Below are 13909 nucleotides of genomic sequence, written 5' to 3' on the forward strand. Positions count from 1 at the left end.
CATCGGCGGTGTGACAAGAGCGGCAGCGCCTCGGCCGCTTCTGTGAGATAACAGGCTCGCAGAAAAACAGGGCACGATTTCAAGCTCGGCGGCCAGGGCGCCGCCGACAACGCATTCAAGGAGAGCAGTATGGCACTTTGGGGTGGACGCTTCAGTCAGGGAGCCGATAGCCGGTTCAAGCAGTTCAACGATTCGCTGCGGTTCGATTACCGCTTGGCGGAGCAGGATATTCAGGGCTCCATGGCCTGGGCCAAAGCGCTGGTGAAAGTGGGCGTATTGACCGCCGATGAGCAGGGCAAGTTGCAACAGGCGATGGAGGTGCTGCTCGCCTCGGTGCAGCAGGATCCACAGCAGATCCTGAGCTCGGACGCCGAAGATATCCACTCCTGGGTCGAGAGCCAGCTCATCGCCGCCGTCGGCGATCTTGGCAAGAAGCTGCACACCGGCCGCTCGCGCAACGATCAGGTCGCCACCGACCTGAAACTCTGGTGCAAGGCACAGGGCGAGCTGCTGCTCGGCTCCATCACCGCCCTGCAGCAGGGACTGGTCGCCTCCGCCCGTGCCAATCAGGCCGCCGTGCTGCCCGGTTACACCCACCTGCAGCGGGCCCAACCGGTCACCTTCGCTCACTGGGCGCTGGCCTATGTGGAGATGCTCGAGCGGGATTATTCCCGGCTGCAGGATGCCCTCAAACGCCTCGACACCAGCCCGCTCGGCTGCGGTGCGCTGGCGGGCACCGCCTATGCCATCGACCGCGAAGCCTTGGCGCTCGACATGGGCTTTGCCGGTGCCACCCGCAACAGTCTGGATTCGGTCTCCGATCGGGATCACGTGGTGGAACTGATGCACGTGGCGTCCCTCTCCATGACCCACCTGTCGCGCTTTGCCGAAGACCTTATCTTCTACAACACCGGCGAGGCGGGCTTTGTCGAACTCTCCGACGCGGTTACCTCCGGCTCGTCGCTGATGCCGCAGAAGAAGAACCCGGATGCGTTGGAGCTTATTCGTGGCAAGACCGGCCGAGTGGTCGGCGCCCAGATGGGCATGCTGATGAGCCTCAAGGCGCTGCCGCTGGCCTACAACAAGGACATGCAGGAAGACAAGGAGGGGCTGTTCGATGCCCTCGACACCTGGCACGACTGCCTCGATATGGCGGCGCTGGTGCTGATCGATCTGAAAGTGAATGGCGAGCGCACCATGGCGGCGGCACAGGGGGGTTACGCCAACGCCACCGAGCTGGCGGACTATCTGGTAGCCAAGGGGATTCCGTTCCGTGAAGCGCACCATATCGTCGGCGAAACCGTGGTCTTTGCCATCAGCATGGGCAAACCGCTGGAAGAGCTCTCCATCGGCGAGTTCCAGCGCTTCAGCCCGGTGATCGAGTTCGACGTCTACCCCAACCTGGAGCTGGAAGCGACCCTCGCCAAACGGGTCGCCAAAGGCGGCGTTGCCCGGGAGCAGGTAGAAGCGGCCCTTACCGCCGCAGAGCAGTGGCTGGCCAAGCGGGTGGGTTAAGCCAACCGGCTTGTCATCCAAAGTTGAAAGCAAAACGGCAACCTCGGTTGCCGTTTCTGTTTACTCACCCCCCGTTCACGCGCTGGCATTTAGCAGCTTGCCCACCCCCTCCCCCTTGCCATTTGGCAGGGTCTGTTTAAAGGCACCGAGCAACTGATCGAGGTTGAGATGGCTGGCACCGAGGGAATCCTTGAGGGTATCGAGCTCACTTTGCAGGGCATCGAGGCGGGTGCTCTGGGTGCCGCTCGCCAGCTGGTTGCGGGCGCTATCGATGGCAGCCGGGAGGGATTGGCCGACATTCTCCTGCCCCAGAGTCTGCATCAGCTCACCCATAAAGTGGTTGATGGCAGCGCGGTTCTGCTCGCTGTCGGCATCCTTGATGCCGAGTCGCTGGAACAAACTCTGGACGGTCGGGGCAAGGCGAGCCTCCTGCACGGCAGGCTGCACGGGCTGGGGTTTGCTACTGCTGCCAAGCAGCTGACTGCCCAGATTGAGGGCGATCGAGGCAAGGGGAAGCAGGCTGCTGATCATGATAACTCTCCGCGACAACGACCCTTGATGGTGTTGCCAAGAGGTCTGCATAAGCGGGGCCAGCACGATGATAAAACGCACCACACCGGCTAATCCCTTGAATGGCTGATCTATTTATTCAACCAGCACGCAGGAGATGGCCGAGCGCAAAGGGGTGTCAGGCGGCCAGTGGCTGCCGCCACGGGCGGTAGTGGCAATGTGGTGGCAAAGCGTTTTGCCGCCCACCCGAGCCGCGACCCCTTCCTTTCACCCCCTGATCGCCAACTCTTTGAGCCACTTGCGCTGCTGATGGCACCAACAGAGTAAAACCTGACAAAAGCACCGCAGCGATCAGGCACCGAATAACGACCTGCGGGCTTACTAATCGAGCGGTGATCCGCCCACAAGGCGTGACCAATAGAAATGAAAAGAGGCTCCGAAGAGCCTCTTTTTGTATCCGTGTCTGAACCCGACTCAGCCCAGCAGTAGATAGAGCTGGTGAGCGGCCACACCGGCGCACAGGCCGCCGATGGTATGGGCGACAATGGCGCGGGAGGTGAGGTGGCGATAGCCGAGGGCATCGAGCATGGCGGTGTGGGTGCTCAAGAAGCCGCTCCAGCACATCCCCATGGCGGTAAACACCGCGACCTCGTTACCGGTGATCCACCCTTTGGCGATAAAGGGGGGCACCAGAGACATGGCGGCACCAACCGCACCGAGGGAGGTAGCCGGGAAGGCAACCAGCTCCGGCTGCTGGAAGCCGAACAGCAGGTCAAACAGCCAGCTCACCTTGGCGGCCAGCACTGGCAGCAGGGCTACCCCTTGAAACGCTTCGCCGGTATAGCCCTTGTCGCCGGGGCCGAAGGTGAGCAGCATCACGAAGGTACTGATGATCAGCACCCCGGGGATCACCGCCATCCCCAGCTCCACGCCAGATTTGCCGCCATCGAGCAGAGAGTTGAGGATCCGCAGCCAGCCGGGAGCCGCCTCTTTGGTTACCCCGACCTTGCGGCCGTCGGACGATACAGCGTCATCGTTCAGCACTTCCCCCACCAAGGGGCGGATCATCCGCTGCATCAGTCGGGTAGAGACCACCGAGCCCACCAGAGCACCGAGCAGCCCGATCAGCGCCGCACTGGCCGTGGATTCACCGCTCGGCAGTTGCAGGGTGGCCATAAAGGTGACCACGATCAGCCCCATGCCGAAGGCGGTGCCGAAGTTGGTGAGCGACACCAGCTGCCAGGGAGTGAAGCCTTTGCGAAAGCGGCTGTCCTTGGCGAGGCTGATCACCGCCGGGTTGTCGGAGAAGAAGGTCATCAGGGCCGCCAGCGCGGTGCGACCGGGCAGGCGAAACACCGGCTTCATCAGGGGGGCCAGCAGCACCTCCAGCAGACGGATCACCCCGAACTCGCTCAAGAGTTGGCTGAGGGCACCGGAGAGCACCGTGATCCCCATGATAAAGAGCACGGTATTGAGCAGCAGCTGGTGGGCGGTATTGAAGAGGGTGTTGACCATGGCAGAGAGGCCCATCTGGCTGCCGAGGTAACCGAACAGGCTGCCAAGAATAAGCAGTACCAGCACGGGTTCCATCCAGTTCCGAATGGCGGCAAGTCGCCCCTTTGACTCTATAACTACATGATTTTCCATATCTATCCTGCGGTTCATCTGTGCGTGTGTGGTTGTTTTTATGGTTAAAAAATGGCTGCGCCAAATAGAAAAAAGCCCTTGTCTTGCGACAAGGGCTTTTTGAATTGGCTCCTCCTACTGGACTTGAACCAGTGACATACGGATTAACAGTCCGCCGTTCTACCGACTGAACTAAGGAGGAATTGTAATTGGTGCCCAGAGACGGAATCGAACCGCCGACACGGGGATTTTCAATCCCCTGCTCTACCGACTGAGCTATCTGGGCAAATGGTGCCGGCTACCGGAATCGAACTGGTGACCTACTGATTACAAGTCAGTTGCTCTACCTACTGAGCTAAGCCGGCACACTTTAAACCATTGTGCATGAACAAATTTTTTATTTCATGGCACCAAAATTGGTGCCCAGAGACGGAATCGAACCGCCGACACGGGGATTTTCAATCCCCTGCTCTACCGACTGAGCTATCTGGGCGTGGGCGCTATTAAACGGATTTTAAGGCGGATGGTCAACGGGAAATTTCACTTTTTGTCTCGTTCGTCTCTTTTTTGCGCAACATCGTCCATTTCTGCCACTTCTTCGGCACAGGCCGCGCGTTTTCGCCCCCAGACTCTGGGTTCCTCCCCCTTGAGCAGGCGGGAGATGTTCTCGTGATGGCGGATCAGAATGAGGCAGGAGAGCAACGAGACTGGCAGGGTATATTCGGGTTTGAGCAGGTAGGTAAACAGCGGCGTCAGCAGCACGGTAATGATGGAGGCCAGCGAGGAGTAGCCACTCACCAGCAGCACCAGCAGCCAGGTGCCAATCACGGCGCCCCCCATGGTAAAGCCGATGGGCATCATGGTGCCCAGTGCCGTGGCGACTCCTTTGCCACCACGAAAATGAAAGAAGATGGGGTACATATGGCCGAGGCAGGCGGCGACCCCGATAAAGCCGAGGTAGACGGGTTTGATCTGCAGATACCAGGCGAGATAGACGGGCACAGTCCCCTTGAGCACATCAAGCAGCAGCACCACCAGCGCCGCCATCCGGCCACCGAGGCGCAGCACATTGGTTGCCCCCGGATTGTGGGAGCCATGATCCCGCGGGTCGGGCAGACCGGTGCAACGGGAGACCAGCACAGCACTGGATAGTGAACCACCCAGGTAGGCCAGAATAATCATCAAAATCGTCAGGGCCGTCATCTTGGTCGTTTTTACCACGATATGAATGGGGTATGATGCGGGCCACATACGCTGGCATGGGCCCATGCCCACCCAGAGCGCCTCGGCAAGCCTGTTGCCCGGCCAGCATCCCTGCGCTGTCATCACAGCCCATCAAGAGTAAAGAAGAAGTACAGTCATGGACAAGGTGTTTATTCGCGGACTCGAAGTTTTGACCACCATCGGTGTATATGAGTGGGAGAAGGGCATTCGCCAAAAGCTCCGTTTTGACCTCGAGATGGGGTTCGACAACCGCCCCGCGGCAGCAACCGACGACATCAATCTGGCACTGGATTATGCCGACCTCTCCAACAAGATTTGCGAGCATGTCACCGGCAAAGTCGTCGAACTGGTCGAGACCATGGCCGAGCAGGTTGCCATGCTGGTGCTCGCCGACGAGCGGGTGCAGTGGGTCAAGGTGACCCTTACCAAGCCGGGCGCCGTGCCCAATGCCGCCGGAGTCGGCGTCGAGATCCTGCGCCATCGCACGCCGGCCGCGAGCAGCAACTGATGACCACCATCTATATCAGCCTCGGCTCCAACATCGAGCGGGATCGCCATATCCGCGCCGGGCTCGATGCCCTGCACGCCGAATTTGGCGAGCTGCGGGTCTCCCGGGTATTCGAGAGCGAAGCGGTCGGCTTCAACGGCCGCCCCTTCTACAACCTGGTGGCGGCTGCCGAGACCGATCTGCCGCTGACCACCGTCTGCCAGCGACTGCGGGCCATGGAGTTCGCCCACGGCCGCGAGCCAGATGCCAAGAAGTTCGCCCCGCGCACCCTGGATCTCGACCTGCTGCTCTATGGCGATCTGGTCTGTGACACCCCGCTGGTGCTGCCGCGCGGTGAAGTGCTCACTAACGCCTTCGTGCTGTGGCCGCTGGCCGAACTGGCCCCCAATCTGCGCCACCCCGTCGATGGCCGCACCATGGGCGAGCTGTGGCAAGCCTATGACAAGGCTTCCCAGCAGCTGTGCCCCATTCCCTTTCACTGGGAAGCGTGCGAATTGCAGCATCACTGATCCGCAAGGGCGCCTCACGGCGCCCTTGTTGTTTCCACGGACAGGGTTGCTTATCACGGATAAGAAAGTGTCATTGGGCCTGACCCTGCGAGGCTGGCAGGATAGCGCCCACTACAGGAGAACCCCATGCCACTCGATACCATTCACCATTTCAACTGCCAGTTGCTGGCTGAACTGCCCCACCAGCGCTATGAGCATGAACCCATTCTCGACTACGCCACCGATGAAAAGGTCAAGGCCCGCCTCGGCTGGCAGGCGGAGTTCAGCAAGACCCTGTTTCTCAAGTTCAAGGATGGCCGCTTCGCCCTGCTGCTGACCCACAGGGACGGACGGCTCGACAACAAGGCGGTCAAGGCCGCACTCGGTGCCAAGCCCTCCATCTGCACCGCCGAAGAGATGCAGGCGGAGATCGGCTGCCTGCCGGGGGCTGTCTGCCCCTTCCTGCCCCGCGCCGATATTCCGCTACTGGTGGATCAGCAACTGCTCAACCACACCGCCTTCACCTGGACTCCGGGCCACCCGGAGCAGACCTTTCTGCTGGCGACCGAGCATCTGGCCGAAGTACTGGCGCAGCTCCCCTGCGAGGTCAGCTATCTGCCCTCGCCGACGGCGTAGCCCCATCACGCGCCAGCTGGGCAAAGATCAGCGCCGCCAGCATGGAGAGCAACCCGACACAGAGGTAGGTAAGGTGGAACCCGGCCAGCCACTGGCCGTTAGCCGCTGAGGTACCCGCCGAGAAGAGCCCGAGCAGGCTGGCGGCAATCGCCACCCCCAAACTCATGGAGAGTTGCATCACTACCGAGAGCAGACCGTTGCCACTGCTGGCCAGGGTCGGGCTGAGATCTTGCAGCGTGAGAGTGTTCATGGCGGAGAACTGCAGCGAGTTGATGGCGCCGAAGATCGCCAACCAGCCCAGCAGGACCCCGTAGGGGAGCTGGTTGTCGATAAAGTAGAAGCTGGCGATCATCGCCCCCAGCAACAGGGTGTTGCCGATCAGAATGCGGCGATAGCCCACCTTCGGAATCAGCTTGTTCACCAGCGTCTTGGTCAGCATGGCGCCAATCACGGTGGGGATCATGGTCATCCCCGCCTTGCTCGGGGAGAAACCGAGCCCCAGCTGCAGAAACAGCGGGGTGAGGAAGGGCATGGCACCGCTGCCAAGGCGGGCAAACAGGTTGCCCCAGATGCCGATGGCAAAGGTAGCGGTCTTGAACAGGTTCAGGCTAAAGAGCGGCTGCTGTGCATTGGCGGCATAGAGCCAGTAGCTCGCCATCGCCGCCAAGCCGAAGATCAGTGCAAACAGCGCCCAACCGGTGGAGATGCTGTGCTCCCCCAGACCCTGCAAGCCGACCGACACCAGCACCATACCGACGCTGAACATCACAAAGCCCTGCCAGTCGAACCGGGCGGTCTGCTGCCGCAGCTCCGGCATAAAGTGCCAGCTGGCGATAAAGCCGAGCAACCCCACCGGCAGGTTGATGAGAAATACCCAGTGCCAGCTCGCCACTTCCACCAGCCAGCCACCGAGTGCCGGCCCCATCAACGGGCCGAGCAGCCCCGGAATGGTGACAAACGACATCACCCGCAGCAGCTCGTGCTTGTCATAGACCCGCAGCACCGCCAACCGTCCCACCGGCATCAGCAGCGCACCGCCAATCCCCTGCAACACCCGGGCGGCCACCAGCATGGAGAGCGAATTGGAGGCGGCGCAGGCGAGCGAGCCGAGGGTAAAGAGCGAGATGGCAGCCAGATAGATGCGGCGGGTGCCGAATCTGTCAGCCAACCAGCCGGAGGCCGGGATCAGCAACGCCACCGTCAACATGTAGGCGATGATCACCGACTGCATCTGCAGCGGGCTCTCCCCCAACGTCTCGGCCATGCTGGGCAGGGCGGTGTTGAGAATGGTGCCATCCAGCGCCTGCATAAAGAAACCGACCGCCGCCAGCAGGGGCAGCCACTTGCGCTGAGCATCTGTCACTGTGTGGCTCATTGCCACCTCCATTATTTTTGCGGGGGAGCGGCGGCGGTCAGGAAGAGATCGACACAACTCAGGGTCCAGGCATCCTGCTCGGCAGCGCTCTGGGTCAACGACAGACCCAGCTCACGGAGCATGCGCTCCTTGCCCTGCCACATCAGCAACAGCTGCAAGGCGGCCTGTTCGCTGTCTTGATGGCAAAGCAGGCCTTGCTGCTTCTGCTGCTCCAGCCAGTTGGACAGCATCTCGGTCACGTAGAGCGGGCCCGCCTCGAAAAAAAGGGTGGCCAGCTGGGCATCGTTGCAGCTGATGCAGGTGCGAAAGATATTGATGGCATCATCGCTCAGGATCAACTTGCGAAAGCTGCGACCAAAGGCAATCAGGCTCTCCCGCACATTGTTGCCACGCAACAATACCTCCGGCATCAGCTCACTGCTGACGCACTTGCTGCCCACCGCTTCGGCAAACAGCGACTCCTTGTTGGCAAAATGGCTGTAGACCGTCTGCTTGGAGACGCCCGCTTCACTGGCCACCATGTCCATGCTGACCAGATGCAGACCGTGCTGACAGAAGAGCCGCCCGGCAGCATCGAGGATCGCAGCCCGCTTCTGCTGACTACGGGGTGAAATGTTCATTTTTCCTCCACAATCAAACTGGACAGTCTAGTTTCGAAAAACTAGACTCACCGGTGTGATTTGATGTTATGTCAACCAGAGGATGATGTCATGACACTTTGCTTAATCCTGCTGGCGCTGTTACTGAGTGGCTGCAGCCCGGTCACAGAGTCAGAAGAAACACCCGCCCTGACCCGGGTGATCGCCCAGCCGCTGCAAGCCAGCGATCACTACCCGGTGCTGCACCGCTTCAATGGCCGGGTGATCGCCCCCGAGCACAGCCAGATAGGCTTCGAGCTGGCAGGGCGGGTCGCTACCCTGCACAAGGGACGCGGAGAGCCGGTCGCGGCTGGCGAACTGCTCGCCACACTGGATACCCGGCTGCTGGCAGTGGAAGCCAAAGAGCTGGCCGCCCGGGCTGCCCAGAACGAGGCCGAGCTGACCCTTGCCCGGCAGACGCTCGAACGACTCACCGCCCTGCGCCAGCAGCAGTTCAGCTCCCGACAGGCGCTGGATGAACAGCAAAGCAAAGTCCGCATGCTGGAGGCAAGCGCCAACCAGCTGGCCGCCGCCCTCGAAGCCAACCGGGTCAAACAGGAGAAATCACAGCTGCGCGCCCCCTTCAACGGGATTGTGGTCAGCCGCGAGCAGGCATTGGGGGCCGTGGTGGCCGCAGGCCAGCCTCTCTTCTCTCTGACCCGCAGCGGCCAGTGGGAGGCCGATATCGGCGTGCCGGTGAAACAGGCCGAGTCCCTGAGCGTCGGCCAACACTACCCCCTGCAAAGCGGTGCGCAATCACTGGAGGGGCGCCTGCTTAATCTGGGGGTACAAGTGGACGGGCAGACCCACACCCGCACCGCCCGCTTCCAGCTGACCCGGGGCGGCGAACAACTGGCAGAGGGGCAACTGATCACCCTGTTGCATCAGACCCGCGAGCCTACCCGCGCCTACGAAGTGCCGCTCACCGCGCTGACCCAGGGATTGCGCGGCAGCTGGACCCTCTATCTGCTCAACGACGAAACGCCACCCCGGGTGGTCAGTCGGGACGTCACTCTGCTGCAGCAAGATGGCGAGCGGGCCTGGATCAGTGGTGCCCTGAATGGACAAGAACAGCTGGTGACCGATGGCCTGCATAAACTGGTGCCGGGCCAGCAGGTCACCCTGACCACCAGCGTGGATCATCAGGCGGCGCATCCGGAGCCACAGTCATGATCCGCCCGTTTATCGAAAATGGCCGCCTGTTGCTGTTGACGGTCGCGCTGCTGCTGACGGCCGCCCTTGCGGCATTGCAGACCCTGCCCAGAACCGAAGATCCCCAGCTCACCAGCCGTTTTGCCAGCGTGGTTACCCACTTCCCCGGGGCCAGCGCCGAGCGGGTGGAGGCGCTGGTGAGCGAGCCCATCGAGAACCGGCTGCGGGCCCAGAGCGAGATCAAGCTGATCGAGTCGAGCTCTCGCCCCGGTCTCTCCATCATCAATCTGGAGCTCAAGGATGAGGTCAGCGATGTCGAACCCGTCTGGTCCAGAGTCCGTGATCGGCTGGCAGATCTGGCCGCCGGGCTGCCAGCCGGCGCCAGTGCCCCCAAGCTGGATGACGAGAAGGGCTACCCCTTCACCCGGCTGGTCAATGTGGTCTGGCGCGGGCCGGGCCAGCCGCAGCTGGATCGTCTCGCCCGCTACAGCGCCGAGCTGGAACGCCGGGCTCGCCAGCTGCCGGGCACCGAATACGTCGAGCGGGTCGGGGCACCGCAGGAGGAGATCGAGGTACGGTTCGATCCCCTCGCCCTCAGTGCCAGCGGTATGAGTGGCGAACAGCTTGCCCAGGCGCTGAGCGGTGCCGATGCCAAAGTGGCCGCTGGGGAGTTGCAGGGCAGCCACAATCGCTTTCAGGTGGAGATCCGCGGTGCCCTCGATACCCTGGAGCGGATCCGCCAGATCCCGCTGCGGACTGGCGAGCAGGGCCAGACCCTGCGCCTTGGCGATCTGGCCGAGGTACGGCGTACCCTGCACCAGCCGGAGAGCCAGCTGGCCTTTGCCAATGGTGAGCGGGCCGTGGTGGTCGGTCTGCGCATGGCACAGGATCACCGTATCGACCTCTGGTCGGCACGGGTCGACTCCATGCTGACTCAGCTGCAACAGGACTTGCCGGATAATATCGGCCTCGTCACCAGCTTCGATCAGCAGCGTTATACCGATCAGCGGCTCGACACCCTGCTTATCAACATTGTGCAGGGTTTTCTCATCATAGTGGCCGTGCTGCTGGTGACCTTGGGTGTCAAGGCCGCCATTATCGTGGCCCTGTCGCTGCCGCTTACCGTGGCGTTCTCATTCGCCTGCATGAACCTGATCAATCTGCCCATTCACCAGATGTCGGTCACCGGTCTGGTGGTGGCACTCGGGATCATGGTGGACAACGCCATCGTCATGGCGGATCGGGTGCAGTATCAGCGCCGCCACGGCATGGCCATGAGTGCCGCCGCACTGGAAGCCATCGGCCACCTCTGGCTGCCACTGCTGGGCTCCACCCTCACCACCATGCTCGCCTTTATGCCGATCATTCTGATGCCGGGCCCGGCGGGCGAGTTTGTCGGCGGCATCGCCTGGGCGGTGATCTGCTCGCTGCTGGGATCCTACCTCGTCGCCCACACCCTGGTGGCTGGCCTTGCAGCCCGCTGGATTGGCAGTGACCAGGGGGGACGCTGGTATCAGGATGGCTTGCACCTGCCCCGGGTGAGCGCCCGTTTCCAGCAGAGCATCGCCATGGCGCTGGCTCAACCCTGGCGTACCCTGCTGCTGGTCAGTCTGCTGCCCCTGCTCGGTTTCTGGGTGGCGGGCCGCCTCACCGAACAGTTCTTTCCCCCTGCCGACCGGGACATGATCCACATCGAGGCCAGCCTATCCCCACAGGCGAGCCTGGCGCGCACCCGCGAGCTGGCACTGGGGATCTCCGTCGAGCTGGCCAGCCTCCCCGAGCTGGTTCGTCAGGACTGGGTGGTGGGCGACAACGCCCCCAGCTTCTACTACAACCTGGTGCCCAGAAAACAGGGGCGGGCCGATTACGCCCAGGGGATGATCACCCTGCAGGATGCCGATGCTGCCGAGCGGCTCATTCCACAACTGCAGCAGCGGCTCGATGCAAAATTTCCCGAAGCGCAGATCCTGGTGCGCAAGCTGGAACAGGGGCCGCCTTTCAATGCCCCGGTCGAACTGCGGCTGTTTGGCCCCGACCTCGAACAGCTGCACCGTCTGGGAGAGGAGCTGCGCAGTCTGCTCGCCAATACCCCGGCCGTGGTGCAGACCCGCGCCACCTTGCAGGCAGGGGCCCCCAAACTCTGGTTGCAGGTCGATGAGGAGGCCGCCCGACTGGCAGGCATGAGTCTGACCGATGTTGCCTCCCGGCTGGCGGGCGCACTGGATGGCAGGTTGGGCGGCACTGTGCTGGAAGGCACCGAGTCAATACCGGTACGGGTACGGCTGGCCGAGCCCTTGCGTCAGGATCCGGATGCGCTGCTCAATGTGCCGCTGTCGCTCACCGGCACCGGCCAGCAAGAGGCAGCCACTCTCACCTTGCGGGCACTGGCCACTCCCGAGCTGCTGCCAAGTTGGGGGGAGATCAGCCGTCGGGATGGTGAGCGGGTCAATGTGCTGGAGGCCTATCTGGCGGTCGGCGTACTGCCGCAAACCGTGCTGGAGCAGGTCAAAGAGAGGCTGGCCGCCAAGGCGCTGGCGTTGCCGCCGGGCTATCGACTGGAGTTTGGCGGGGAAGCCGCCAAGCGGGATGAATCGGTGGGCAATCTGATGGCCCATGTCAGCCTGGTCGCCGTGCTGCTGGTGGCCGTGCTGGTGCTCAGCTTCAACTCGTTCCGGCTGGCAGGCATCGTCACCCTGGTGGCGATCCAGTCGGCGGGGCTCGGCCTGCTGTGGGTCTGGCTGCTGGGCTACCCCTTCGGGTTTACGGTGATCATCGCCCTGCTGGGACTGATGGGGCTGGCCATCAACGCCGCCATCGTCATTCTGGCCGAGCTGAAGGCAGACCCGCTGGCACAACAGGGCAATCTGTCGCAGATCCGTGACCTGGTGGCCGGTTGCAGCCGCCACATCGTCTCAACCACCATCACCACGGTGGGCGGCTTCATCCCGCTATTGCTGGGGGGCGGCGGCTTCTGGCCCCCCTTTGCCATCGCCATCGCCGGTGGCACAGCGCTGGCGACCCTGCTCTCGTTCTACTTTGTGCCGGTGGCGTTTGTGCTGTTCAACCGTCGCCGTCCTGACCCGGTGCAGGAGAGCTGCAACGCGCAAGATCAGTTGTCGGGCTGACCCAGCATGGCTTTGAGCCGCTCTTCCAGAGTGGGCTCGGGGGCCTTGAGGGTCGCCATAAAGAGCTGCTCGATACCGGCCTTGTCCTGACTCTTGACGATAAACACCAGTCGGGACTGGGCCTTGCCCTCCGGCCACTCACCCAGTGCCTGCAGCGGATAGAGCTGGCCGTGGACGCCGTGGATCACCACCGGCTGGCTCTCCCCTTCCAGCTGCAAGATCCCCTTGAGCCGCAGCAGGGCATCGCCATATTGGGCCTGCACCGCATCGATGGCGGCCAGCAGGCGGGAGGGCTTGAGCGGCTCGCCGATACGCAGGGAGAAACTCTCGATGTTGCCGTGCTCGAAGTGGGTGGGCGCAGCTGTGCCCACCTTGGCGGCAAACGGTTGCATCTTCGGCTGCATGGGTGACGCCAGCCCCTGCCTGGGGGATTCGGTGCGCAGCCAGGCCAGCAGCTGGCGCACATCGCGCCCGGCCGCTTCGTTGTAAGCGCCGAGCTTCTCCAGCACCGCTGGCGACAGTTCGCCATTGGTCACCTGCTGGATGGGGGCCGCAGGATTGAGTGCCGCCAGCTGGGCTTCGACCCGCGCCAGCTGTTCGCCGTCCACCAGATCCCCCTTGCTCACCACCAGCAGATCCGCCAGCGCCACCTGTTTCACCGCTTCATATTGAGCCGCCAACTGCTGCTCGATATGGCCGGCATCCACCACGGTGACTGTGCCATCGAAGCGGTAGCGCTGGGCGATAAAGCCCTCTTCGCGCAGGGTAAAGAGCACGGGAGCAGGATCGGCGAGGCCAGTGGTCTCGATAATCAGCCGCTTGAACGGTTTGATCTTGCGCTGGATGGCCTTCATAAAGAGCCCCTGCAGCGCCTCCACCAAAGAGCCCTGTACCGAGCAGCAGATGCAGCCGGAGTCGAGCAGCATCACCTGCTCATCCACCTGTTGCACCAGATGGTGATCCAACCCCACCGAGCCGAACTCGTTGATCAGCACGGCGCACTCGCCAAGCTCCGGCTGCTTGACCCAGTGGTTGAGCAGAGTTGTCTTGCCGCTGCCGAGAAAGCCGGTCAGCAGGGTCACTGGGATACGGGTATCTTGCATATCGGTCAT

Annotated in this window: 12 protein-coding genes and 4 tRNA genes; 6 read left to right on the forward strand and 10 right to left on the reverse strand. The window is 62.4% G+C overall.

What is annotated here, in order from left to right:
- Positions 1–129 precede the first annotated feature (129 nt).
- Entirely contained in the window at positions 130–1515 is a 1386-nt protein-coding gene (gene argH / locus I6L46_RS14665) for an argininosuccinate lyase (protein WP_149152044.1), read from the forward strand.
- Between the two features lie 75 nt (positions 1516–1590).
- On the opposite strand, the gene I6L46_RS14670 is transcribed toward argH, so the two are convergent.
- From I6L46_RS14670 to plsY, 7 genes are all read right to left on the reverse strand, one after another.
- Entirely contained in the window at positions 1591–2046 is a 456-nt protein-coding gene (locus I6L46_RS14670; RefSeq protein WP_204382250.1) for a hypothetical protein, read from the reverse strand.
- 453 nt (positions 2047–2499) lie between these two features.
- Positions 2500–3672, reverse strand: a complete 1173-nt coding sequence (locus tag I6L46_RS14675) for a nucleoside recognition domain-containing protein (protein WP_005355060.1) — start codon at positions 3670–3672, stop codon at positions 2500–2502.
- Between the two features lie 105 nt (positions 3673–3777).
- A tRNA-Asn gene (locus I6L46_RS14680) sits at positions 3778–3853 on the reverse strand.
- Positions 3854–3861: 8 nt separating this feature from the next.
- Positions 3862–3937 (reverse strand) — tRNA-Phe (locus I6L46_RS14685).
- A 3-nt stretch (positions 3938–3940) separates the two neighbouring features.
- Positions 3941–4016 (reverse strand) — tRNA-Thr (locus I6L46_RS14690).
- Between the two features lie 52 nt (positions 4017–4068).
- Positions 4069–4144, reverse strand: a tRNA-Phe gene (locus I6L46_RS14695).
- Between the two features lie 47 nt (positions 4145–4191).
- Positions 4192–4854: a glycerol-3-phosphate 1-O-acyltransferase PlsY gene (gene plsY / locus I6L46_RS14700; protein ID WP_031227839.1), complete on the reverse strand. Its 663-nt coding sequence runs from the start codon at positions 4852–4854 to the stop codon at positions 4192–4194.
- Positions 4855–5011: 157 nt separating this feature from the next.
- On the opposite strand from plsY, the gene folB reads away from it, so the two are divergent.
- From folB to I6L46_RS14715, 3 genes are all read left to right on the forward strand, one after another.
- Complete coding sequence (folB, locus tag I6L46_RS14705) at positions 5012–5383, forward strand: dihydroneopterin aldolase (RefSeq protein ID WP_005356584.1); 372 nt, start codon at positions 5012–5014, stop codon at positions 5381–5383.
- Entirely contained in the window at positions 5383–5892 is a 510-nt protein-coding gene (gene folK / locus I6L46_RS14710; protein WP_040068957.1) for a 2-amino-4-hydroxy-6-hydroxymethyldihydropteridine diphosphokinase, read from the forward strand. The genes folB and folK overlap by 1 nt, the downstream gene beginning before the upstream one ends.
- A gap of 126 nt (positions 5893–6018) precedes the next feature.
- On the forward strand, positions 6019–6507 hold the full coding sequence (locus tag I6L46_RS14715) for a YbaK/EbsC family protein (protein ID WP_216976137.1): 489 nt from the start codon (positions 6019–6021) through the stop codon (positions 6505–6507).
- On the opposite strand, the gene mdtD is transcribed toward I6L46_RS14715, so the two are convergent.
- Both mdtD and I6L46_RS14725 read right to left on the reverse strand, forming a co-directional pair.
- Positions 6479–7882 carry a multidrug transporter subunit MdtD gene (gene mdtD, locus I6L46_RS14720; RefSeq protein ID WP_216976139.1) on the reverse strand — a complete coding sequence of 468 codons (1404 nt, stop codon included), beginning with the start codon at positions 7880–7882 and terminating at the stop codon, positions 6479–6481. The genes I6L46_RS14715 and mdtD overlap by 29 nt on opposite strands.
- An 11-nt stretch (positions 7883–7893) precedes the next feature.
- The gene (locus I6L46_RS14725; RefSeq protein ID WP_216947857.1) at positions 7894–8502 is read right to left on the reverse strand and encodes a TetR/AcrR family transcriptional regulator; all 609 of its coding nucleotides are present in this window, start codon (positions 8500–8502) and stop codon (positions 7894–7896) included.
- Positions 8503–8592: 90 nt separating this feature from the next.
- Here I6L46_RS14725 and I6L46_RS14730 point away from each other — a divergent pair, with 90 nt between their 5' ends.
- Together I6L46_RS14730 and I6L46_RS14735 are read left to right on the forward strand one after the other, a co-directional pair.
- On the forward strand, positions 8593–9693 hold the full coding sequence (locus I6L46_RS14730) for an efflux RND transporter periplasmic adaptor subunit (protein ID WP_216947855.1): 1101 nt from the start codon (positions 8593–8595) through the stop codon (positions 9691–9693).
- Positions 9690–12797: an efflux RND transporter permease subunit gene (locus I6L46_RS14735; RefSeq protein ID WP_216976142.1), complete on the forward strand. Its 3108-nt coding sequence runs from the start codon at positions 9690–9692 to the stop codon at positions 12795–12797. Before I6L46_RS14730 ends, I6L46_RS14735 begins: the two co-directional genes overlap by 4 nt.
- On the opposite strand, the gene I6L46_RS14740 is transcribed toward I6L46_RS14735, so the two are convergent.
- Positions 12782–13909 (reverse strand): GTP-binding protein, encoded by a 1128-nt coding sequence (locus tag I6L46_RS14740; RefSeq protein WP_216976144.1) that lies wholly within the window; start codon positions 13907–13909, stop codon positions 12782–12784. The two genes, I6L46_RS14735 and I6L46_RS14740, sit on opposite strands and share 16 nt — an antisense overlap.

Source organism: Aeromonas sp. FDAARGOS 1416, assembly GCF_019048085.1.
Lineage (GTDB): Bacteria > Pseudomonadota > Gammaproteobacteria > Enterobacterales > Aeromonadaceae > Aeromonas > Aeromonas veronii.

Coding starts and splice junctions, on each gene's coding strand:
- I6L46_RS14725 (WP_216947857.1), bottom strand. CDS start 8,502: ATGAACATTTCACCCCGTAGTCAGCAGAAGCGGGCTGCGATCCTCGAT.
- I6L46_RS14740 (WP_216976144.1), bottom strand. CDS start 13,909: ATGACCGATATGCAAGATACCCGTATCCCAGTGACCCTGCTGACCGGC.
- I6L46_RS14735 (WP_216976142.1), top strand. CDS start 9,690: ATGATCCGCCCGTTTATCGAAAATGGCCGCCTGTTGCTGTTGACGGTC.
- mdtD (WP_216976139.1), bottom strand. CDS start 7,882: ATGAGCCACACAGTGACAGATGCTCAGCGCAAGTGGCTGCCCCTGCTG.
- I6L46_RS14675 (WP_005355060.1), bottom strand. CDS start 3,672: ATGGAAAATCATGTAGTTATAGAGTCAAAGGGGCGACTTGCCGCCATT.
- argH (WP_149152044.1), top strand. CDS start 130: ATGGCACTTTGGGGTGGACGCTTCAGTCAGGGAGCCGATAGCCGGTTC.
- I6L46_RS14670 (WP_204382250.1), bottom strand. CDS start 2,046: ATGATCAGCAGCCTGCTTCCCCTTGCCTCGATCGCCCTCAATCTGGGC.
- folK (WP_040068957.1), top strand. CDS start 5,383: ATGACCACCATCTATATCAGCCTCGGCTCCAACATCGAGCGGGATCGC.
- plsY (WP_031227839.1), bottom strand. CDS start 4,854: ATGACGGCCCTGACGATTTTGATGATTATTCTGGCCTACCTGGGTGGT.
- I6L46_RS14730 (WP_216947855.1), top strand. CDS start 8,593: ATGACACTTTGCTTAATCCTGCTGGCGCTGTTACTGAGTGGCTGCAGC.
- folB (WP_005356584.1), top strand. CDS start 5,012: ATGGACAAGGTGTTTATTCGCGGACTCGAAGTTTTGACCACCATCGGT.
- I6L46_RS14715 (WP_216976137.1), top strand. CDS start 6,019: ATGCCACTCGATACCATTCACCATTTCAACTGCCAGTTGCTGGCTGAA.